16 protein-coding genes, 1 tRNA gene and 1 riboswitch are annotated in these 23,134 nt (G+C 59.8%); of the genes, 9 read left to right on the plus strand and 8 right to left on the minus strand.

Features of this window, described 5'->3' with window-relative positions:
- The first annotated feature begins 259 nt into the window (after positions 1-259).
- The 7 genes from CA51_RS06195 (at position 260) to CA51_RS06225 (ending at position 10,672) form a co-directional block, all read left to right on the plus strand.
- Positions 260-1,225 carry a DUF58 domain-containing protein gene (locus CA51_RS06195; protein WP_145118788.1) on the plus strand — a complete coding sequence of 322 codons (966 nt, stop codon included), beginning with the start codon at positions 260-262 and terminating at the stop codon, positions 1,223-1,225.
- Positions 1,222-2,277 carry a hypothetical protein gene (locus tag CA51_RS06200; protein ID WP_145118790.1) on the plus strand — a complete coding sequence of 352 codons (1,056 nt, stop codon included), beginning with the start codon at positions 1,222-1,224 and terminating at the stop codon, positions 2,275-2,277. The genes CA51_RS06195 and CA51_RS06200 overlap by 4 nt, the downstream gene beginning before the upstream one ends.
- Positions 2,270-3,298 carry a vWA domain-containing protein gene (locus tag CA51_RS06205; RefSeq protein WP_145118792.1) on the plus strand — a complete coding sequence of 343 codons (1,029 nt, stop codon included), beginning with the start codon at positions 2,270-2,272 and terminating at the stop codon, positions 3,296-3,298. Before CA51_RS06200 ends, CA51_RS06205 begins: the two co-directional genes overlap by 8 nt.
- Positions 3,298-7,104, plus strand: a complete 3,807-nt coding sequence (locus CA51_RS06210; protein WP_145118794.1) for a VWA domain-containing protein — start codon at positions 3,298-3,300, stop codon at positions 7,102-7,104. Before CA51_RS06205 ends, CA51_RS06210 begins: the two co-directional genes overlap by 1 nt.
- A 299-nt stretch (positions 7,105-7,403) precedes the next feature.
- Positions 7,404-7,487 (plus strand) — tRNA-Leu (locus CA51_RS06215).
- A gap of 28 nt (positions 7,488-7,515) precedes the next feature.
- Positions 7,516-9,057, plus strand: coding sequence for a glycosyltransferase family protein (locus tag CA51_RS06220; protein WP_145118796.1), 1,542 nt, complete (start codon positions 7,516-7,518; stop codon positions 9,055-9,057).
- 403 nt (positions 9,058-9,460) lie between these two features.
- Positions 9,461-10,672, plus strand: a complete 1,212-nt coding sequence (locus tag CA51_RS06225) for an SGNH/GDSL hydrolase family protein (protein ID WP_145118798.1) — start codon at positions 9,461-9,463, stop codon at positions 10,670-10,672.
- A gap of 70 nt (positions 10,673-10,742) precedes the next feature.
- Here the strand turns inward: CA51_RS06225 and CA51_RS06230 are convergent, their stop codons facing one another.
- From CA51_RS06230 to CA51_RS06240, 3 genes are read right to left on the minus strand one after another with little or no spacing between them, the layout of a single operon-like run.
- The gene (locus CA51_RS06230; RefSeq protein WP_145118800.1) at positions 10,743-13,832 is read right to left on the minus strand and encodes a hypothetical protein; all 3,090 of its coding nucleotides are present in this window, start codon (positions 13,830-13,832) and stop codon (positions 10,743-10,745) included.
- 7 nt (positions 13,833-13,839) lie between these two features.
- Positions 13,840-14,358: a KdsC family phosphatase gene (locus tag CA51_RS06235; protein WP_145102750.1), complete on the minus strand. Its 519-nt coding sequence runs from the start codon at positions 14,356-14,358 to the stop codon at positions 13,840-13,842.
- 12 nt (positions 14,359-14,370) lie between these two features.
- Entirely contained in the window at positions 14,371-15,453 is a 1,083-nt protein-coding gene (locus CA51_RS06240) for a KpsF/GutQ family sugar-phosphate isomerase (protein ID WP_145118802.1), read from the minus strand.
- Positions 15,454-15,749: 296 nt separating this feature from the next.
- Here CA51_RS06240 and CA51_RS06245 point away from each other — a divergent pair, with 296 nt between their 5' ends.
- Positions 15,750-16,757, plus strand: a complete 1,008-nt coding sequence (locus tag CA51_RS06245) for a hypothetical protein (RefSeq protein ID WP_145118804.1) — start codon at positions 15,750-15,752, stop codon at positions 16,755-16,757.
- A gap of 123 nt (positions 16,758-16,880) precedes the next feature.
- On the plus strand, positions 16,881-17,570 hold the full coding sequence (locus CA51_RS06250; protein WP_145094235.1) for a 3-keto-disaccharide hydrolase: 690 nt from the start codon (positions 16,881-16,883) through the stop codon (positions 17,568-17,570).
- A gap of 23 nt (positions 17,571-17,593) precedes the next feature.
- Here the strand turns inward: CA51_RS06250 and CA51_RS06255 are convergent, their stop codons facing one another.
- The 5 genes from CA51_RS06255 to CA51_RS06275 all read right to left on the minus strand — a co-directional run bounded on the left by CA51_RS06255 (position 17,594) and on the right by CA51_RS06275 (position 23,088).
- Entirely contained in the window at positions 17,594-18,436 is an 843-nt protein-coding gene (locus tag CA51_RS06255; RefSeq protein ID WP_197451632.1) for a DUF4465 domain-containing protein, read from the minus strand.
- 96 nt (positions 18,437-18,532) lie between these two features.
- Complete coding sequence (locus tag CA51_RS06260) at positions 18,533-19,492, minus strand: DUF1559 family PulG-like putative transporter (protein ID WP_197451633.1); 960 nt, start codon at positions 19,490-19,492, stop codon at positions 18,533-18,535.
- 267 nt (positions 19,493-19,759) lie between these two features.
- A riboswitch (cobalamin riboswitch) is annotated at positions 19,760-19,987 on the minus strand.
- A 243-nt stretch (positions 19,988-20,230) separates the two neighbouring features.
- Positions 20,231-21,070: a UbiA family prenyltransferase gene (locus CA51_RS06265; RefSeq protein WP_197451634.1), complete on the minus strand. Its 840-nt coding sequence runs from the start codon at positions 21,068-21,070 to the stop codon at positions 20,231-20,233.
- 75 nt (positions 21,071-21,145) lie between these two features.
- Positions 21,146-22,282 carry a glycosyltransferase family 2 protein gene (locus CA51_RS06270; RefSeq protein ID WP_145118808.1) on the minus strand — a complete coding sequence of 379 codons (1,137 nt, stop codon included), beginning with the start codon at positions 22,280-22,282 and terminating at the stop codon, positions 21,146-21,148.
- Positions 22,279-23,088 (minus strand): lysophospholipid acyltransferase family protein, encoded by an 810-nt coding sequence (locus tag CA51_RS06275; protein ID WP_145118810.1) that lies wholly within the window; start codon positions 23,086-23,088, stop codon positions 22,279-22,281. Before CA51_RS06275 ends, CA51_RS06270 begins: the two co-directional genes overlap by 4 nt.
- Positions 23,089-23,134: the final 46 nt, after the last annotated feature.

Consider the following 23,134-nt stretch of genomic DNA (forward strand, 5'->3'; position numbering starts at 1 on the left):
ACATTAAATCGGGTCAACCGAGCTTTTGGGGGCCAGCAGTGGTGGGGATCTGCCCCTTGGCCGATGCCCCCGCCGACTCGGGCAACGGCGTGTCCAGACGTTCCGTTAACGGGGGTTCAAGGTGCGATGTCTGCCTTTAGCGTGCGTGGCAGTGGTTCTCCGGGATTGCTTGCGGACTTGTGAAAAATCAAAATTTAGCGAACCTTTTTCCCGTTGGGGCCGCATTGATTCGATACCCCTTTCCTCATACGATCGACGCATGTTACCTCGAGAGATCATCCGCCGAGTCCGCGAAATCCAAGTCCAAACCGGGCGTCAGGTCGCCGATGTGCTGGCCGGACAATACGTCTCGGTCTTCAAAGGACGCGGCATCGAATTCGACGAAGTCCGCCCTTATGTCCCCGGCGACGATGTCCGCACAATCGACTGGAACGTGACAGCTCGAACGGGCGAACCGTTCGTCAAACGGTATGTCGAAGAGCGCCAGCTGACGTTGATGGTGATGGCCGATGTCTCGGCCTCCCAGGACTTTGGATCGGCCACCCGGTCGAAGCGCGAAGCGACAGCGGAACTGGCCGCGCTGTTGGCTTTTTCGGCGACGCGAAACGATGACAAGGTCGGGCTCGCTCTTTTCCACGGCGGGATCGACCAATATATTCCGCCCCGCAAGGGCCAGAAACATTCATTGCGAGTCGTCCGCGAAGTCCTTGCCCACGGCAACGTCGAAACGAAATCGGGGACCACGCCTGCCAAGCGGCCTCGTCGTTGGTTGCCCTTCGGTCGACGTCGGGCTTGGCTTCGAACGGGTCGGCAAGCGACCGATGTCGGCGGCGCGATGGAGTTCTTGATGTCGGTGACGTCGCGAAAAACTGTCTGCTTTGTGATCAGCGACTTCCTGGACGACGGCTATTTAAAAGCGATGCAGAGTGCCAACCGAAAGCACGACGTGATCGCCGTGCTGATCACCGATCCGAAGGAGCGAGAGATTCCTAACGTCGGCATGGTCAACGTCGCCGATCCCGAAACGGGCCGCGTCCAGCGGTACGATACCGGATCGATCGCCTTCCGCGATCACGTCGCCGCCGCGTCCGAAGATCGAATCGATCAACTGCGCCGTTCATTCGGTAGCTCCGGCATCGACTTCATCCACATCGACGCTTCGAAGAGCGTGGTCGATCCCTTGGTGCGGTTCTTTCGTATGCGTTCTCGGAGGATGCATCGTTGAATCGAATTACGTTTTTAATAGCGCTCGTCGCATTGATCGCCATCGGTTCGCTCACGCCCCGCAGCGGCTGGGCTCAACCGATCGAAAAGGTCAGCCAGTCGGGGCCGGTCTCGGTCGCGATCTCGTTGGATCCGCCGGAGCCTTTGATCGGTGATCCGGTCACGCTGCGGATCGAGGTCCAGGCGGAACAGGATGTCGAAGTCCTGATGCCCGAATTTGGGGAAGCATTGGACCGCTTTGCGATCGTCGATTTTGTCCCTCGCGAAGCGATTGACGATGCGGGCAAAACCGTCCTGTCGCAGCAATACCGGCTGCAACCCGCCGGTTCGGGTAAACAAGCGATCCCGCCGATCTTGATCGAATACGTCGACAATCGCCCCGACCAACGGCAAGCTCCCGAAGGCTACGACGCTTACGAAATCTTGACCGACGCGATCCCCTTCACGGTGCAATCGGTCCTTCCCGACGACGTCGCCGCCGACCTGAACCCGCCGCTGGGGCGACTCGAACCGCGTCAGCCCCCTGCGCCGGCTCGCTGGCCGTGGGTGCTGGCACTGGTCGCCGTCTGCGCCGCCGCCTCGCCATTTGCTTGGCGAGCGTATACCGATTGGCAGCGCCGTCGCCGCCGCAAGAGCGCCTACGAAGTCGCGCGATGGCGGCTGGATCAACTGCTTCGCCAGCCCCGCATCTCGGCCGATGAGATCGATACGTTTTATGTCGACCTGTCGAATCTGGTCCGCCATTATTTGGAGGACCGGTTTGAACTGCGGGCTCCCGAACTGACGACCGAAGAGTTTTTGAACTCCTTGCAAGCCTCACCCGATATGACCCGCGATCACCAATCGCTGTTGCGCGAGTTCCTCCGCCAAGCCGATCTTGTCAAGTTCGCCGGCGCGGTGCCAAGCGATGCCGACATCGGGCGCAGCATCGACGCAGCCAGCCAGTTCTTGGAAGAGACTCGCGAGAACGCGCCGCTGATGGAGTTCGATCAGGACGAACCACAGCACAGCGAATCGCAGACACCTGCGGCGACGGAGGTGCGGAATGTCTGAGATCGAATTCCGCGATCCGTGGTTGTTGCTGCTGTCGCTACTGGCTCCGCTGGTCTTTGTCTGGGCCTCGCGGCGACCGTCGATGCTTGTCTATTCGTCGTTGGCGATCCTCGATCAGGGGCCGCGCAGCGTGCGCGTGCGCCTGGCCAAGCTGCCTGCGTTGCTGATGGCACTCACGTTGATCGCCCTCTCGATCGCGATCGCTGGTCCACGGACGCCCGATGCCGAAACGCGGATCAGCCGCGAAGGGGTCGCGATCATGATGGTCGTCGATCATTCCAGTTCGATGAACGCCCGCGATCTGGTCAAAGACGATCAAAGCGTCGACCGATTGCAGGTCGTCAAACAAGTCTTCCGCCAGTTTGTGCTGGGAGAAGAGGGGACCGCCGGGAAGGGACGCCCCGACGATGCGATCGGGCTGATCGCGTTTGCTGGTTACGCCGACAGCCTCTGCCCGCTGACGCTGGACCATGGCAACCTCGTGGCGATGTTGGACGATTTGGAACTGGTTCGCCGCGAGGATGAAGATGGAACAGCGATCGGCGACGGGCTGGCACTGGCTGTCGAACGACTGCGGCGGAGCGAGGCGAAGTCGCGGATCGTGATCCTGTTGACCGACGGCGTCAACAACGCCGGAGCGATCGTACCGAAAGAGGCGGCTGAGGTCGCGGCGGCCAATAATATCAAGGTCTACAGTATCGGAGCGGGGACCAACGGGCTGGCCCCGATCCCGATGCAGGATCCGTTTGGGCGGATGCGTTTGGTTCGCGCCGAGGTCGAGATCGATGAAGAGACGTTGACCGAGATCGCCGACGTCACCGGCGGTCAATATTTTCGAGCTGTCGACATCGACGCGCTCGGCGAGATCTACGGGCAGATCGATCGCTTGGAACGGACCAAGGTGACGGAGTTTCGTTATCTGCAGTACACCGAACATTATGGCACCTTCGCTCTGCTGGGGCTGTGCCTGATGGGAGCTGCGGTTGTGTTGGGATCGACGGTCTTTAGGACGCTGCCGTGATGTTGTCTGATTTTCGTTTTGCCAATCCTCAGTGGTCCGCGGCGATTTGGATCGTCCTGGCCGCCGTTGCGGTCTTGTTGTGGCTGGACCAACGCCGCGGCGATGTCTTGTCGCGGATGTTGTCCCCGACGATGCAATCGCGATTGGTCCGCCGCCCATCGCTGCTGCGACGCTGGGCCAGTATCGGTTGCTTGGGACTGGCGGGTTTAAGCGTCGTCGTCGCATTGATGCGGCCGCAGTGGGGGCTGCATTATGTCGAGACGCCGCGCGTCGGCGCTCAGGTGATGGTCTGCTTGGACGTCAGCAAGTCGATGCTCGCCGAAGACACCGCGCCGAACCGTTTGGAACGCGCCAAAGCGGAACTCGCCGACCTGCTGACCTATCTCGATGGCGACCAAGTTGGTCTGATCGCTTTTGCCGGCCGAGCCAGCGTGTTGTGTCCGCTCACCCCCGACTTCGGCTTCTTTAAGTTGATCCTCGAAGGGGCAGGCCCCAACAGCGTTGGACGGGGCGGAACGCGGCTGGAAGAGCCGATCCGCAAAGCGATCGAAGGCTTCCGCAGCGAAAGCGATGTCTCCCGTTTGCTGGTCCTGATCACCGATGGCGAAGACCACGATTCGCATCCGTTGGACGCTGCGAAAGCGGCCGCCGAGCGTGGCATCAAGATTTTGGCGATCGGTCTGGGGGACGAATCGGGGAGCGAGATCCGCATCACCGATCCGAAAACCGGTGTCCAGGAGACGGTCCGCGATGCCAACGGCGATACCGTTGTCACGCGTCTCGACGGCCAGACGCTCCGCGACATGGCGCTTGCGACGCAGGGAGCCTACATTCCCGCTGGGACTGGCGTTTTGAACCTGCAATCGATCTACGACGCCCACATCGCGCCGCTGGTCCGCGGGCAATTGGACGACCGCGGCCGCGCCGTCCGCAACGAAGCTTTCCAGTGGGCGCTGCTGTCGGCGCTCATCTTCCTGCTGGCCGGAACGGTCTTGGCCGGCGGATCGGCTGCCGCATCGCAAACGCTCGATCTCCCTTCGCTTCCGGCCGGTCAGAAGGCCGCCGCCGCGATCGCACTGCTGGTCGTCGGTACCTGCATGGCGGTCCCCGCTGCGGCAGCCGAGGATACTCAATCCGCGGACGATCAAGCCGTCGCCGCGCAGCCGTCGACCGACGACTCCGCGGTTGCAGCCGTTGAGGCGAGTTCGGATTCCGATGGCGAGGCGGAGGATTCGTTGGAGGATCGCGATCCGCGTTCGCTCTACAACGAAGGGATCGAAAAGATCAAAAGCGACTTCGACGGGGCTGAGCGTCTGTTAGTCGCGGCCCGCCGCGGCGCGGGGATCGACGGCGAGCTGCGGTTTCGCGCAACGTACAACATGGGCTGGGTCGAGATCGGCCGCGCCGATGAACTGCTGGAAGAGAAGCCTGCCGAATCGCTGCGGCATCTTGAATCGGCGGCCGATTGGTTTCGGATGGCGATCGGTTTGCGCGACGACGACATGCAGGCCCGGCATAATCTGGAAGTGGTTCTGCGACGGATCTTGGAGCTGCGTGACAGCCTGGCCAATCAGGACGATCGCGACGTGACACAGCGGATCGACGCGCTGATCGAAGCCCAGCGCGCGGTGGTTGGCAGCGCTGTCGCCTTGGTCCAGCGGGTCTCCGCAATCGACGATCCCAACGCGACCGATGCGTTTCGCAACGAGTTCCGGCAACTGGCGGTGGAGCAGCGAAAGCAATTGGCCGATGCTCAATCGTTGACCGAGGTCGCGCGGGAGGAACTGGACGTGATCGACGGCAAACCGGAAGCCGATCGAACGGACGAACAGAAGCTCCGCGCGGCTCAGCTGAACAACGTCCTGCACTACGTCAATCGAGCGAACCAACGGATGGGCGGGGCTCGCAGCCAGATGCGGTTGCGCCAGGCCGAGCGGGCTTTTCGGCGATCCGCTTCGGCACTGGAAGAACTGAAACGCGCCCGCGATCAATTGCGGCAGCCTGTCGAAGTCTTGGATCAGATCTTGGCCGATGCCACAACTGCTGCGCAGGGAACTGCTCTGCTCGCCGCGGATGGCGAACGGGGATCGGCCAAGAGTCCGCTCCCCGAAGCGAGCCCCACCACGCCGGCTTGGCTGAATCAAGAATACCTTCGCGAACGGCAGCAATCGGTCAGCGAACGAACGACCGAATTGTATCAGCGCCTGAAAGCGGGAGCCGATCAGCACGCGACCGCTCCGCAAGATCAAGCCCCCGCGGCCGACGACGAAACGGCTGCCTTCATGGAATCGCTCCGCCAAGCACTGCCGTCGCTGGAAGCTGGCGATCGAGCGATGGAACAAGCGGTGAAGGATTTAGACGTTCCCGACTATCGCGCCGCCCTGGATCAACAGCGGCAGGGAATTGAAAGTTTGAGCGATGCCCGAGAGCGGTTCCTCGATCTTCGTGGACTGATCGAATTGACGTACGCGACGCAAACGCAGATCTCTGCCATGCTGGATCCCAGTGCCGGGTTGCCCGAGCCGCCGGGAGATCTGACGGAAGAACCACCAGCGTTGACCGAAGCCGATATCACTCAGCGGCAATCGCTGGTCGAACCGCTGCAAACGCGTAACAGCACGCGATTGGATCGCTTGTCGGAATTGATCGCCAAGCAGCAACAGACACTCTCCGCCGCCGCGACCGCCGATCCGGCAACGCCGCCAGCCGACGACGCGCCCGATCCCGCCGCCGAACTGCAACGCTTCGAACTCGCGGCCGAACTGGCTGGCAAAGCGAAAGGCGAAATGGCCAAAGTGTTGGAAACGTTGGCTAAGGTGACGGCGGAAGAAGCCGAGGTTCCGGCTGCCGAACCGAAACAGGAAGCAAAGGAAACGGAAGATCCCGCGGAGCCGAAAGAGGAACCAAAGGAAGCTGCTGAGTCAAAGGAGCCGAAGGAAACTGCGGAGCCAAGCGAGTCCGAATCGGACGACGTGGAGAAGGAAGCAGATAAAGAAGCGGAAGTCGAGAAGCCGGAGCCGAAGAAATCTGAGCTGAAGGAAGCGGAGAGCGAAGATCCCGAGAAAGCTGACGCCGACGAAGCGGCGATGGAACCGCAGCCCGCGGCGAGCGAGCCGTTTGCCTTGCCCAGCGGTCACGCTCAGGCAGCGGTCGAGCATTTGGAAGCGCTCCGCCGGCTGTTCTTCTCCGTCGTCGAACATCTCCGCGAAGCCGCGATGCAGCAGGCTCTATTGAACGACGAAACGCAACAGGTTGCCGGATTGCAGGACGATCCGGCGGCGATGCGTCGACTGGGGCCGATCTCGTTGGAACAAGCCGAACTGAGCAACAAGGCGCAGCAGATCGCCGACGCGTTAAACAAGCAAGCGGAACAGTCGCCGGAGTCGCCTGCCGGCCATCAGTTGTCGCCTCAGCAGACCGAAGAATTTGAACAGGCCGGCCAACGCTATCGCGAGGCAGCGGGATTGGTGACCGCTGGGATGCAGTCGATGCAAGCCGTTGGCGACGCGTTGACCGAAGCGGATCCGCAGGTCGAAGCTGCGAGAGAGCATCAAGATGAGGCGTTGACCAAGCTGGTCGAAGCGTTGCAATTATTGCAGCCGCCGCAGTCGGATCCGAACGACCAACCGCAGGATTCGGGCGAGGATCAGCAAGAGCAACAGCCGCAGGAGTCGGACCAGGGCGAACAGCCGCAGATGGATTCGTCTAGCTTTTTGCAGGCCGTTCGCGACCGCGAGGCCCAGCGGCGTCGCGACCAGGAACGCAGTCGACGCTTGACGCGCGAACCGGTGGCCAAGGATTGGTAGGTGGCTGACGGCGGCTCGATTTTGCCGTTCCCGATGCGACGTCGAACGTTCCTGGCACCGCTGCGGAAAAAAGATCCGAAAGTATGGTTTACAGGATACCTTCATCGTATCTACAATCGGCGAAAACCTGGTGCTGTGGTTTTGCCGGATCGGCTCAAATCGCAGATTTCCAGACAATGCCTTCCATCGTTTGCGATGGTTTGGTTAAATTAAATCAAGCATTGAACGATTGTTTCCGAAACAATAAGATCGGAAAACAATTGGCGTCGTGAAAACGATGCAACAGTTTTTGAAGACATGCGGGCGTGGCGGAATTGGCAGACGCGCAAGATTCAGGTTCTTGTTCTCGCAAGGGAGTGGAGGTTCGATTCCTCTCGCCCGCACTATTCTTAAACTCTTTCTTGGTCGCAGATGAAACTTGTCGTCCTCCACAATCACTTTGATCGTGGCGATGTCACGCAAGTGGTTCTAAATCATCTGCAAGCTTTGGCCGCCAGTCAGCTTCCGATCGATCGGGTTTTGTTGCTGCACGGTGGACGCGACGCGGGCCTTTCCGATTTGCAAAGCCTTCGCTTTCCCGTCGATGCGATTTCTGTCGACGCTCTCTCGGATGATTCTTCGTCGATAGATCAGTCACAGGCTTTGACCGATCAGATCGCCCAAGCGATCACCGCTGCCGGTGGTTCTCGCGACGACACCCTGCTGCATTTTCATAATCACAGCCTCGGTGAGCACCTGTTGCTTCCCGAAGCTGTCGCCCGGTTGGCCGAAGCGGGCTGGCCGATCGTATTGCAGATCCACGATTTTGCCGAAGACTATTCGTCCGCAAACTATCAACGCTGGATCCAGTCGCTCGCCACACAGTCGCCCGATCGGGTCGAACGCCATCTCTATCCGCAAGCTGCCAATTTGCATTACGTCGCCGCGACACAGCGCGATCACCGTTTGTTGTCCGCGCTGGGCGTCGCCGATGCGGTGTTGCATCGCTTGCCCGCGACCGCGCTGGCGATTCCGGAAAGCCAGCTCGATCGCGCGGCTGCGAAACGCAAGTTGACCGCGGCGTTGGATCTCGATGCGGACAAGCCGCTGGGGATTTATCCGGCATGTGGCACCCGAGCCAAGAACATCGGCGAGCTGCTGCTGTGGAGTGCAGTTTGCGACGATGCGACGTTTGCCGTCGCGGCGCCGCCCACCGATCCTGTCGATCAAAAGATGTATGCGATGTGGTCGACTTTCGCCCGCAACCAGCAACTGCCGGTGCGGTTCGACGCGGAGCTTGTCGAAGGGATCTCGCGAGCCGAATTGCTGGCCGCGGCCGATTTCTTGTTCACGTCGAGCGTCGCGGAAAACGGAGCGTCTGTTTTTCTGGAAGCCATGTTGGCCGGACGCCCGCTGCACGGTCGCGACCTTCCGGCGGTTACCGACGACCTACGCGCCGCCGGATGCGAATTCCCCGGTCTTGCGCCGTCGCTTTCGATCCCAGCCGCTGTGATCGGGCAATCGGCTCAGCCACAGATCTGGGAAGCCTATTGTGCAGCGTGGGGCTGGTTGCCCGACGGGTTTATCGACGCCTTGGATTTGGAGTCGGTCGATCGCGGGCCGATCGTCGGCGACATCGACTTTGCCCGTTTGCCGATCGGCCTGCAGGCGAGAGCGATCGCCGCGGCGAAGTCCGATCGTAAGCTGGCTGGCCAAATTCGCGACGCCAATCCCATCATGCACGACCTGCCCGCAGCACCCGGCGACCCGCAGCCGCATCTCGCTGCCAACGCGCATCGAGCGGCCGAAGCGTTCAATGAATCGGCGCTCGCCGATCGGTTGACGCAAATCTATCGAGCCGCCTTGCAAAGTGATCGCGATGCCGGAACGACGGCTCCCGCCAGCGCCGGGCAGTTGTTCGTTCAGCTGGCCCGCTACGAAGCCTTCACGCCGTGTCGCACGATCGAATTGTGATCGTTTGACGTCACTGCGGTGCCGCCACCTGCACGGCCCTCCCCGAACCTCGCTGCGCTGGTTCGACCCTCCCATGCAAACTGCGTTTGCGGGAGGGTGAAGCGTTCCACTTCACTCGCTCGGCGTATCCGGGAGGGTCGGGAAACGAGGTGAAGCGCGATGCAAGCAGCTGTGTATTGCACCCTCTTGGGCGAAGCCTGGGAGGGTCGGAAAACGAGGGTTTAGCAAGTTTTTCGGGGAGGGCTTTACGACGGATCGAAGACCGCAGGGCACGGTTAGACGCTTGAGCTGCTTGAAAAATTGGTCGGTGAAAACTGAATATGCTCGAAACCGATCGGCTTGGCTGGTACTTTGGTGCCTTGAGAAAACACCTCCAATTCATCGATATCCGTGAGTTCCCAACATGCCTCGCCCCTTGATATTCGCTCTGCTTCCACTGATCTGCTGTTTGACCTTCTTTGCCCACCGCGTCGATGCCGATGACTCGCTGACCCTCGATCCGGCGAACTCGATCCTTCGCGGTGATTTCCAGAATGCGAAGATTCTGTTTGAACGAGAGCATCGCGGGCACGTCGCGTTTATCGGTGGATCGATCACCGAAATGGATGGCTATCGCCCGATGGTGATGAAGTCGCTGCAGGAACGTTTTCCCGATATTAAGTTCACGTTCACCGACGCTGGGATCTCGTCGACCTGTTCGACAACGGGAGCTTTCCGGCTGCAGCGTGATGTGCTGGACAAAGGGCCCGTCGATCTGTTCTTCGTCGAGTTTGCAGTCAACGATGATCAGGATGCGATGCACTCGCGTGAAGCTGCGATTCGCGGGATGGAGGGGATCATCCGCCACGCCCGCTTGCACAATCCAAACGCCGATATCGTGCTGACCTACTTTGTGAACCCGGGAATGTTGGCCACGTCGCAACAGAAGAAAACTCCGCTCTCGATCGCCGCTCACGAAGCGGTTGCCGAACATTATCAAATCCCCGCGATTCGGCTGGCTCGGCAGGTTGCCAGCAGCATTTCCGCGGGCGATCTCAGCTGGGATGTCTACGGTGGCACGCATCCCAAACCGGCGGGGAATCGGATCGCCGCCGATCTGATCGACCAACTGCTGGACGCTGCTTGGAAGGGAGACAAGAGCGCAGAGGACGCGAAGCTTGCGGCGCATCCGTTGCCCGAGCCGATGGATGCGGACAGCTACTTCCGCGGCCGGTTGTTGGATCTCGCCGACGTGGATCTGATCGCAAAAGCGACGGTCAAGGTTCCCGATTGGGATGCGCTTCCCGGGGGCAAGCGAGGTCGCTTCAAACGCGAACGATTGCTGTGCCTGGAGGGTGTGGGAGCTGAGTGCTCGCTGAAATTCAGCGGCACGGCGATCGGAGCTTATGTGTTGGCGGGACCCGATGCGGCAACGGTCGAAGTGAGTATCGACGGCGGTGAATTCCAGCCGGTCGAACTCTACCACCATCACAGCAAAGGGCTGCATTACCCGCGGACTGTGATGTTCGCCACCGATTTGAGCAACGATGCGCATCAGATCAAACTGCGAGTTGCTGCGTCGCCGGAGCATCCAGAACGGCAGGTCGCTCGGATCTTAAACTTCGTCGCGAATTGACGTCCGGTACAAACCCAAACTGCGCGAGTGCAGCAACACTCCGAACGCGACAGGCGACCGTTGCTGTGCGTTAGAATCGCGGCTGTTGCGTGTTGGGCGTCGCGGTTTGAGGCTGAGGTGGAACGCCGAAGCCTTGCTGTAGATCGCCGAGGTTCAAGTTTTGAATCTGCAGATCGATGATCTCTAGCGTTCGCGGTTTGAACTTCAAGATCTCGGCTTGAAACGATCCGCCCGATTGGCCGTTGGCGTATTGCCGCTGCAATTCGACGGGGCGATTGCGGACCCCTTCGATCACGAACAGGTCTTTGTCGGCGATGTAGCCCATTCGGTCGGCGGTTCCGCGGAACAAGCCCTTCTCGTTGCGACCCTGGAACGCAACGTTCGACATCGCTTTGGCTTCCCATTGGCCAAACGATTGGCCACGTAAATTAAACTGATGTGCCGACGGCGTTTGCGAAAACTCCAACTGGTCGCAGTCCAAGACGGCTTGCCCGTCCTGTGCTTCGACGATCTGCCGCGCGTCGATCCGTTGCTCCTCGTTGGCCACCGGAGAGGTTGCGACGCGGACACCGCGGACAAATCGCAACACCTTGTTGGCGAAGTTGCCTTCGATCTTCTCCTGGTAGACCAGGTGAGCGGCCAGCCAGCCGCCGGTTTTCGAGAGCGTTGCCAGTGGGCCCGAGTCGGTCACTTCCGGCTTGCTCCACATGTGGTACCAACCCGGCCCACTTCCCAACAGCTGCGATTGGGCTGGGGTCACGTCGAGGGTGGGCAATTGCAATTGGTGGCTGCCCATCAGATTGCCGCGAAGATCGCGTTGGACCGCGGACAGCAAGACTCCATTGCTGTTTGCATCGATCCCGCGAAACGAGATCCTTTCGACATCGGCTTGCTTCGAAGCGTCGGGAGCTGTGAAGTTGATCCGCTGGGCCAAACTGACTTCCAACAAATCGCAGCCGACGTGCAGGTCCCAACGCGTCGGTTCGTCCAGCGTCGTCACTGCTCCGGTCATCTTGACGCCACGCATCAATTGAGCGGTGCGGCCGTTGAATTGCATCTGACCTTCCCAAGTGCAGCGCGGCGGCGCGACCCAGCGGAAGTTCGATTCTCCGGCGGCTGACAGAACCGAGGTCGGCATTTGGAATTCGCCGGCGCGGTCCATGAACAACGAATTGTCGCCCATTCGCAATTGGACCATCGGGCCGCGGAAGTAGCCGTCGGCGATCTCGATCTGTGCCGGGAAGCCGGAAACCTGGACGATCCGCCCTTCGTCGCCGTCGACAAAAATCAATTCGCGTCCGGTCAAGACGACCGGCAACGGTCCCTGTTGCGATTCGAGAACGTGTTCGATGCGGACGTCTTCGTTGATCGAAAACTCATGCGCGACAGCGTTCTTGCCGTCGGTCAAAATGTTCGCCGACAACGTGCGGCCGCTGATATGAGGCCGTGGCTGGCTGGCGGCGGCGGGCTGCCCAAAGCCAGCGCCCAAACCTCCCGTCGCGGCGACCGACGATTCGGGTTCCTTGGTCCACAGTTTCAACGACTCTCCCGAAGCGCGATTCAGCCGCAGTTGTTGCTCCGGCGGCGAATCGGCGGTGACTTGTTCGATGAACAGGTCCAGCTGTTCGGTCTTGGCGTAGATCTCGCGCGTGTCGAACAGCACGTTCCCCTTGGCGACCAAGCTCTCAGGGCGGAATCGTCCCTTCAGCGGTGCATCGTCATCACCTTGCTTGGACTCAGGCGTTTCGGGCAACAGCGTGAAGCCTAGGCCAAGGCTGTCGGTGCGGATCCGGCCATCGTCGGGCAGGATCGCCGACGCTTGCAGCATCCACAACTGATACTTGTTCGGTTCGGTCTGGGGCGTGATCCGCAGTTGATCCTGCCATCCGAAAGATCGAAAGGGCATCGTCGGATCGTGTGCAATCAAGCGTCCCTCGCCCGCGGCCTTTAATTGGATCAAGTCGGTTGGAGCGCCGGGAGTAAAGCGATACTCAAAATCGGTCAGCACCAACTGCATCGCGCGATGGGCGATATCGATCCCGCGCGAACTGGCGATTCGAATCACGCCGCTGCGGAAATCGGCGTCGATCAATTCGGCGGAGACGCGCGTCATCAACGTCGGCGCGTCGAAGGTGACTGGGCCACCAAAGGCGCGGACGCGACGGATCATCCGATCGGGAGACGGTTTGGCGACCGAGTTGCCAAACGGATCTTCCAGCTCGATCGCCAAATTGGGACATCGGATCACATCGACTGGTAGGCCGGGACCGCGGTGTTCGATCGTGACTTGATTGCTTAGCGACAACGTGTAGGTGGCGAAATCGAACCGCATCGCGCCGCCGCAGCGAACGTCTAGACTGCCGCCAACGCCCGATGGCGGGATCGATCCCGGCGGACGCGCGGCCAGGACTTCGGGGAGCGCTGGCCAGAGGGTTCCTTGTTCCAACGGGACATGCAGTCGATCCAGATAGATCAACGTCAGTTCGTTCAGCACCGCCAGAGGTGAATCGGAACGCTGAGTGGGAATTTTGCCGCCGCCAGCTAATGCGATCGTCAAGTCGCGGCCTTCGGCGACGGCGTTGCCAACCTGCACGCGGACCGGTGCCGTCGTCCAGATCTTCTTACCATTGATGCGGACGTCGCTGGCATTGATCTGCAACCGATCGCTGCCATCGCTTTTGGTGGCTGGGCCGATGATCTGCACGTTGCCGATCAGATGGCCTCCTTGAACCGGCGGCGTGCTGCCATCGATCACCGACAGTGATTCGGCGAATTCGATCTCCGCACCACCGGGGGCTTCCAACAGGATCGGACGACGCATGTTGACTTCGCCGCTGGGCGTTTCGCCCGCTGAATCATCGCTGCGCAGCAACAACGTGACGGGAGACAGCTTCCAGCGATTATCGCTCAACCGTTGCCAGTCTTTGAACAACAGCACACCGATCTCGGTTTCGATCTGCTTGGGCGATTCACGCTGCCACGATCCCGGTTTGAAATATTCAGCGATCTTCGAATCGCCGACGTCCGATGGCGCGCGGATCGGGATCTCGGCAAGCTGCTTTTGCCCCACCAACGCTGGCGCGATTGCATAATCGTAGCCCCAGGCTGCCAACAAGCAGACCACAAGCGCTTTGATAAAATCCAACGGTGAAGTGGGCATCCCGATCCTAACGCTGAACGACCAGCGAATCCCATTTTGATTTAGCGTGCAGCAAGCGTTCGATCATTTCGCGGACGGCTCCCGTTCCGCCGGGCAGCTTGGTGATCCAGGTCGCCGCCTTGCGAACATCGCTGGCCGCGTCGGAAACACAAACCGGTAAAGCGACACGTGTCATGACCGCCAGATCGGGCAGGTCGTCGCCAATGTAAGCCGTCTGTTCGGGGCCACATCCCGCCTCTTGCATCAGTTCGACGGCGGCGTCCCACTTCTGCTGGCAGCCTTGCCGCAGGCCGGTGATCCCCAGTTCCTCGGCGCGACGCGTAACGATCTCGCTGTTCCGCGCGGTGATGATCCCAAACGAGAACCCCGCTCGCTGCCACAGCTTGATCCCCAAGCCATCGCGGACATGGAAGGCTTTCGTTTCGAAGCCCGCCGCGTCGTAGATGATCTGCCCATTGGTCAACACGCCGTCGACATCCGACAGGATCAACTTAATGGGAGCCGCGATTTCGCTATCCGATTTCATACTCAATGTTGTTCAAACCTGGGGACGCATGGGCAGGATCTGAGGCGGATTCGGTTCGTCGTTAGGCAACAAACTGACGATGTCGGTGATGTCGATCAGTCCGACCGGTCGTTGATTTGCATCGGTGACTGGCAGTTCGCTGATCCTTCGCTGGGCGAGGATTTGAATCGCATCTGCCAGCAACGAGCCGCTGCGGACACGCGTCACCTGGCTCGACATCACTTCGACGATCGGCCCGTCCAACGCTCGCTCGCGACGGCGTTCCAACAGACGAGCCAAATCGCTGTCGGTAAAGATTCCCGACAGGCGTCCCTCTTGATCGGTCAGCATCACCGCGCCGGATCGTCTTCCCGATTTGCTGTTCATCACCAACACGTCGCGGACCGAAGTGCTGTCCGATGCGATCCGGCATTGCCCAACGGGTCGCATCACGTCGTCGACGGAAGAGAGTTTTTGTCCGAGGCTGCCGCCGGGATGGTAGCGAGCGAAATCGCTGGAGGTGAATCCGCGGAGTTCGCTGGTCAACAGAGCCAATGCATCGCAGACCGCCAGCATCGCCGTGGTGCTTGTCGATGGTGCGAGTCCCAGTGTGCAGACCTCCTGCGTCGAACCGATCTCGATCACCAGGTCGACGCCTTGCCCCAGGGGACTGTTGGCCGAGGCGGTGATCGCGATTAACGACTGCGATTGAGCCGACAGGGCGGGCAGCAGGCGGACGACCTCTTCGGTCTTGCCACTGTGCGAAAGCAGCACGACCACGTCGTCAGCTTGGACCTTGCCCAAGTCGCCGTGAACCGCTTCGGCTGAATGCAGGAAGTGTGACCGCGTGCCGGTGCTCGATAGCGTCGCCGACAGCTTCTGCCCGATGATTCCCGCTTTGCCGATTCCCGAGATGATCACCGAGCCTTTGCATGCGAGCAATTGATTTGCAGCGGCGACAATCCTTTGGTCGATCTCAGCCGCCAATCGGGTCAGGTGTTGTCCCTCGACACGGATCACATTGCGAGCGAATCGCAATTGTTCGATCGGCGTCGCGGCGGCTAGCGAATCGTTCGTGCAATCGCCCGCAGGCTTGGGGATTGGTTGGGCACTCATGGATCATCCTTGATCGGAGTCGAATGGTCTAACGTTTGTCTATCGACATACGAAGCGGAGTCTATTCATTTGATCCGTTCGCCACAACGCGAACCGGGCATAAATAATGCTTGCAAATCCAACGGCTTCCGGCGTCGCGGTCGAACGCTAGCGTTTCGGGCGAGTGATGGAAGATTAGGAGCAATTGCATGCATTGCAATCGCAGGCGAAGAACCAAATCACTTACAATCGATGCTCGCGGCAGCCGGTTTCCGTTTGTCGACAAATGAACTTCCAATTGCCGTGACGAGAAAACGATGCCCGCAGACGAAACGCCCGCTGACGATTCACCTCAACCAACGCGCCTCAGCGACGATCGGGCGGAATCGGAGTCGGTCGATCGACAGCGGAGCGCCGAACGATTTGTGTTGTTGCTAGCAACCGTTGGTCCGGCCAGTTTGGCCGCTCTCAGCTTTGGCAGCCAATTGGTCAACGAATACACGATCCAGAACGTGTGGATCGGCCTGCTGAGCTATTTTCTGAGCGGCATACAGTTCTTTTACTATCTGATCGTGCCGATTTGGATCGCGTGGCGGTATCCGGTGCTGGGGCGGCAAGGCTGGCCGGTGATCGGATATCTGTTGCTAGGCCTGATCGCCTGCGAGGTTCCGACGCTGCTTCAACTCTATAATGTCCGCGAATTTTTGGAGTTCCAATATTCGCAGATCGCGGTGCTGCAGGTCGGATGGGACCTGATGCGATTCATCGTGGCGATCGGCGGTTTTGTCCTGATGCGGCGGATCACGGGATATTGTCTCGTCGACGCGGGACTCGACAAACCGCCAGCGAAACGGCCGATCACGATCGCCGAACTGTTCGGCTGGATCGGCTTGGTCGCCGTCGTGATGGCGATCGCTCGACCACTCAACCGGGTCTATCAATCGCTGCAACTGGGAACGAGCGCGACGGTCGCGCCGACGCTACTGGTGGTCCTGGTCACGACCGTGCTTAGCGCGGCGGTGCTGTGGGGGACGATCCTGTTTCTGGTTTGGATGCGGGATCGTCGCGTTTGGATACGATTGGTGCTGGGCGTTTGCGTCTATGCGGCGCTTATGGTCGTCAATCTAGCGATCTATCAAATGATCTCCAGCAATCCCTTCCCGGTCGCGGTGGGAGCTGAACTTGTGCCTCGACTCGTCTTGGCGGTGTCCCAAGTTGTCGGGTGTATGTTGAGCCTGTGGGTGCTGCGAAAGATGGGACTGCAGTTTGTGCGTTTGTCGCCTCGCGGGGATCGTAGCGACGAAGCGATCGCCGAGACAACTTGAGCGTTAGAGGTGGACGGATCCCTACAAACGTTGACTGGGCGACTACAATAAGCAACTCACCCCTACGAGCGCGTGCGTACGGCACGCTCCTTTTTTATCAACTCTTAGAGAAACACGATTCGCATGCAAGCAACGACCAACATCGCAGCCCTGCTGCTCTCGGCCTTCCTGATCTCCGGCGCGGCGATCGGACAGGATGACGATCAATGGACCGACCTCTTCAACGGCGAAGACACCAGCGGCTGGAACAATCCGTATGAATGGGGCGAAGTCAACGTCGTCGACGGCGAGATCCATCTGACAGCGTCGAAGAAGTTTTTCCTGGTCACCGACAAGAAATACGGCGACTTTGTTTTCGAAGGCGAGGTGATGATTCCCGAGGGGCAAGCGAATTCGGGCTTCATGTTCCGCTGTCACTCCGAAAAGAACAAGGTCTACGGTTACCAAGCCGAATGCGATGGATCGGATCGCCGCTGGTCGGGCGGTCTGTATGACGAGAGTCGCCGCGGATGGATCTGGCCGAGCATCAAGGGCCGCACCAAAGAAGCGAAGTTCCTGGAGCATGCTGAGGAATCGCAAGCCTACTTTAAGAAGCCCGAAGTCGCCGGCGCGTTGGACCGCAACGGCTGGAACAAGTACCGAATCACTTGCCAAGGCGACTCGCTGAAGATCGAAGTCAACGGCGTCGTCACGACCGAGATCGAAGACGACACCGATGCAAGTGGCTTCATCGCCATCCAACACCACGGCGAAAAAGGGCAGACCTACCGCTTCCGCAATCTGCGGATCAAGGAACTGAAGCCGCAGAGCTAGCCGGCGGAGCGTCCCGGCTGAGATCAGCTGGTTTGATTTTTCTGCTGTCGTTTGTTGCGACGTCGCCGAGCGATTCCGCCGGCGACCAGGGCAACCGACAGCATCGCCATGCTTCCCGGTTCGGGAACGGCTGCGGTGACGGCAAGATTGTCAATCGCTACGTAAGCGGGCGTGTTGAGTCCCCAGGTGCCGACGTCGCTGCCGTCCAGTGTTATCCCGATCGAACGCGCGTCGCCCAGTCCCGTCAGATCGACGGTCTGCCAGTCCTCGACAATGTAGTCCAACGAGTCGTCGCTAAATCGGAAATCGCTCAAATAGAACTCGACGCTTCCGGTACTCGCTCCGCCGACATCGGCTTGTTCAAAGCCGGTGAAGGTGACGCGGAAGTAATCGGGGTCGCTTCCCGTGGATCCACCGAACTTCTTGGCAAAACCGCCATCACCGTCGCCATCACGCATCGAGATTCCGGCATAGGTCGTATTGGCGACGGCGATCGATTTCGCTTGCAGATTGGCCGACAGGTTGAAGTAAGCGGCGTTTGGGGAAAAGCCGGTTCCGATCACATAGTTGCCATTTCCACTGACATCGGTCCCCGGGTAAGCCGCAAACTGATTGGTGTAGCCCGCGGTGGTTGTGTTGTTGACGTTGGAATAACTCCACCCCGGTCCCCATTGGTTTGTCCCAAAGGTGACGCCGCGGGAAGACCAGCTGCCGGTAGCGGCTCCATAACCGTAGCCGTTCAAATAGCTACCGTCGGCAGTGGTGTCGGTGTATCCGGACAGTTCATCGAAATCGATCACCATGTCGGCAAGCGAAGGCGTCGCCGCGGCGAGCGAGATCATCAAAGCAAACAGTTGAATTTTCATTGTTGTGGTTTCGTCAGAGTTGTGGAATTCAGTGGTCGATGGAATCGTGAGCTGCGTCGCAAGTCGGCAGCCAAGCATTCCATCGAGGGTTAAAAATCAGTAGGCGCTGGAGTCAACCACTTCGCCCTTGCCGCGAGTGATCAGTTTTCCAAGCAGCTGTTTGTCGATCGTTTCGGCCATCAAGATCGTTCGGCCATCGGCAAACAGCACCGTTGCCCCTCCGGTGTGCAGACTGCGGATCTCGTTGTCGCCGATCCAGGCGTCGGGATCGTTGATTCCGTAGGCCTGCACAAAGACGTTGCGGCCATTGATCCATTCGCTGTCCGGGCCGCCGACGTCTTCGGCAACTGCGAGCGTTTGCGTGAGCCCATCGCGGATGTCGCGAAACCGCACCGACCGCTCGTACAAGAAGAGGCCATCTTCCGGATCGCGATCGACGATTCGTTCGCCGTAGATGCCGCCGTAATCGGACCTGCCCCGCGTCGCGGGACGCTCGATCGCAGTGGGGCATTCGTAAACGCTCAGCCGCGTCGACGCGGCGGGCAGATTTTCAGGGGCGTCATACGGCAGCGACCAATCGATTTGGGCATGGACGTTTTGTTGCTCCAAGAAAGGCAACAGCATCGCCGACCAAGCGAACTGCCGCTGCGTTGGCGGTGCGCCCCACGACCGCCACTCGATACATCCGGTTGGCAGCGTCTGATGCACGTCGTGGTAGTTGTGCAGCGCGATTCCCTGCTGACGCAAGTTGTTCTTACAGCTCATCTTGAGAGCGGCTTCGCGAGCCGCTTGAACGGCCGGCAACAGCAGGGCGACCAAGATCCCGATGATCGCAATCACGACCAATAATTCGATCAAAGTGAACCCAGCGGCTTGGCATGTTGGCTGTCGCAATTTCGCGAGCCGAACGATTTCCAGTTGCTCCGCCGGCGAGGCAGCTGACCAACCGGTGATTTCATCTTTCGTGCGGCCGCATCCGCTGCAAATCGCTTGGCAATCCAACCGGCACTGCTTAGTGCAGGGCGATGCGATCCGTCGCTGCTTGGCGCTTGGCATCTCTGTCCCGATCCCTTCGCTACTGCGTCGAAACACGCTTCGCCACGAGACCTCGGCGCGCAGCTTCCCTGTCTTCTGAGAACCGATTTCGATTTTCAGAAAGTGTGAGCGCGCAGCGACAAAGGGGGCAAGAACGTATCGACAACCGATGAAATTAAACAATGTGTTGTGTCGACACCATGCAGAGTGAACGACAAATACGCCGTGTTTCACTAGCAATTGGGGGACAGAACACATTGCAACGACCGCCTCAATCCAAGAAGGCACTCAATCGTCTTACGCGTGGTAGGTCTTCTGACTCACTGCCTTTCGAATACTCACAGCCTTCTCGCCTGGAATTCCAAGCAATGGCACTTCGGTAGAAGGAGCATCGAATCGAATGCGTTGGCACTCGAAGCAGTTCACAGCGGCTGGACCGTCCCGGTTTTTCACCGGAGTTCCCTGTTCGCTCGCAGTGCAGAAGCACCGCAAGTCACCACGAACGAGTCACATGATAGTACCGCGATTTCCAGCGTCAACCGCCACTTTTGGCTGAAGCGACGGCCAAGCCTTCGGCGGGATTCCGCCGTTTGGGGATGTGTGGGATGCCAATCTGCGTCGCTGCCGTTTGGCGGTTTCGTTTCAGATTTCGAAACCACACGCTTCGCCAAACAATGCAAATTTTGGTATGCCGTCGATTAACGGAAGGAGCAATTGGAGCGTGGTTCGATCGATTCTGGGGGCGTTCGTTGTGCTGGATCAATCGACTAAGAAGACGCCATAGCGCCAGACGAAGTGCATCGTGGCGATCACGATTAGGTTCCAGGCGACGAAAAAGAGCTTGGTGAACAGGGGCGGGTATTGTTTGGGGCCGGCGAGTGCATCGAGGCTGAAGAAGATCGCGCCGGCGAACATGAATCCCGCGACGATCGGCGATTGGAAGTAGGTCCACGAGATCGCGACCTCGACCAGCATGATCCCGACCAACAACCACTTCGACGGGACCGCGCCGAGCGTGATCGCGGTGTTATGACGCTCGGCGATGCGGTCCTCTTCGATATCCATCAACTGGCCAAACAGATGACTCTGCATCGCAAACAACGCGCTGAAGACCATCGTCGCCGCATTCAACTGAGGCACGCCACAGAGCCAACTGCCCAGCAGAAAGATCAATAGGTAGCCGATCTGATTCATCAGATCCAAGACCGGCAGGCGTTTAAATCCGAGCGTGTTGTAGGTCGCGTTGGTCAGTAGCACCGCGGCGAACCAGAGCAGCATCCACCAACCGCCGATGATCACAAACGCGATCAGAAACGGGACCTGCACCGCGGCGATGATCCATGGCAGACGACGCCGCATCGCCGCGTCGGGCCGTCCGCCAAACAGCCAGCTGTCCTTTCGCGGGTTGCAGCGATCGCTGACGTAGTCGCCCAGGTCGTTCCAACCATACAACAGCAAGCCAAGAGGAAAGCTGACGTAGAAACAGCCGAGCCAAAACGGGATCGATCCGAACATGTCGCGCCCCGCAAAGGGCAACAGGTAGAACCAGACATGCGTCGGCCAGAATCCAGGCCGAGCGATTTTGATGATTTCCAGCATGTCTTGGCTTCGCTTGCGGTGATACGATCTCGAACACAATCTACCAACCGGCATCGCCGCACGAAAACAACGAAACTAAGATTCGATACGGCCGCGCCAGGCGACTCGGCGTCCGCGACTGTGCCGCCACAACGCGATCCATTGCAGTCCGGCAAACAGCACCAACGCAAAGGGATGCAGCCAAGCCGAGGCCAGCGGCTGGCGAAACCGACGGACCGAAGCGACTCGCGACAGCGTTGCGATACAAAAAGCAAACGCCGCGATCGCACTGGCAATCCATGCTCCCGCGATCGCAAACCCGATCATGGCAATCGCCGCGGCGAGCGGCGCCAAGCAGAAGAGCGTCACCGGGACGATCAACGCCGGGCGGGCGAGCGCTTCGTCGGCGTTTTTGATCACGCCATCAAACACCTCCGCCCCGCTGCGGTACATCCGAACGCTCGCCAGATCGGTCCCATCGATCACGTCGGTCATCAACTCCGCCTGCCGATACGCTCTCGGCAATTTGATCCCATCGTGCCGCGATCGAGCGATCGCGGCGTGACCGCCCGCCAATTCATACGCTTGGCGGTCGGTCATGAACATCTGCCCGCAGCCCGCGGCGTAGGCGGGATCGGTGACGCGTTGCATTCGCCAGATCGGCAAGAATCCCAGCAGGACAAAATGCATCAGCGGTACGATCGCCGTTTCGATCCAGCCGACGGTTTCCTGGTGCGGGAAGCCGCTTAAAAGTGCCAGTGATTGCGGCTGGCCGGCGCGACGGTCCATGCAATGCGAAAGCCTAGCGATCGCGTCGGGTTCGACATGGACATCGGCATCCAAAAACAACAATCGGTCGTGGCGAGCCAGCTTCGATAGCTGCCAACAGGCAAACTGCTTGCCGTTCCAATCGCGTGGCAACTCGTCACCGGGGGCGATCCGCAGTCGCGAGTCCTTTTCGGCGATCCCTGCAACAATCGCTGTTGTCGTGTCTTGGGAATCGTCGTCCAGGACAACGACTTCCAGATCGACGCCTTCGCTAGCCAACAGACGTTCCAAGGTCGCCGCGATCCCCGCGGCTTCGTCTCGCGCCGGGACCAACACGCTGACCGGCGTTGGACGATCGTCGACCTGCGTCGACAAGCGGCGGAAGCAGCAGAGATTCCAAGCGATCATTGCGGCGGGAATGCCCGTCAACAACAAACAGAGGCTAGCCAAGACGATCGCGATCACTGTAATTTTCCGCCATGAGAAGCTTGGTACCGCGTACCGCTCAGCAGCGATCGGAATCGCCGCGCCAGGTCGTATCCCGCTCCGCTACCACGCCCGCCGCGAAGCACGATCTCCAGAGCTTCGGTATCGCGATCGATCGCCACGCGGGCGAGCTGATCTTGCGTCGCGCGAAGCCGCTGCGCCAACAATTCTCTCCAGTCCGACTTGCTCATCTCGCGATGCGCCGCAACGTCGATCGGATCGCCGAGCGCCATCAGCATTTCGGGAAGTCGTTCTTCCCAAAACGGGTACTCGATCGCCAACGGGACGATCGCGCCTCGTTCGAATCGGCTGCACAAATGAGCCAGGCCGGGCATCAGTTCGGCGGAGCGATCGCGAGGGTCGCAGAAGCGGCCTTCGGGAGTCAACCAGAGCGAAGCGGCGGGGCGATCCAAGATCGCACGACTGCAGCGAAGAAAGTTTGCAGCACCCGTGGCAGTCCCCATTTCCAACGGGTAAAAGCCCAAGCGAGCGAGGATCCGGTAACGCTGTAGCGCCGCCGCATCGATCGGAGCGAAGAAGTCGCGATCGGGAAAGCAGATCTCGCAAACGAGGTGCGCGGCCAACGGGTCCCACCATCCAGGATGGTTTCCGTAAACGATCAACGGTTGATCCGGCGCGATACCACGGGCTGCAGCAAGGCCCTCGCGCAGCATCGCCACCGCGTGGAACTGCTTACGAATCATCCGCCGACTGTAGCGACGGAAGCCGCGCAACAGGAAGCGGCTGATCTCGGGAACCGGCGGGTTTGTGGGCGTCTCGCTCATGCGGAGCCCAGATTAGGTCGGCCGCCAGCAAAAAACAAGGCGAGCG

It is taken from the genome of Rosistilla oblonga (assembly GCF_007751715.1).
Lineage (GTDB): Bacteria > Planctomycetota > Planctomycetia > Pirellulales > Pirellulaceae > Rosistilla > Rosistilla oblonga.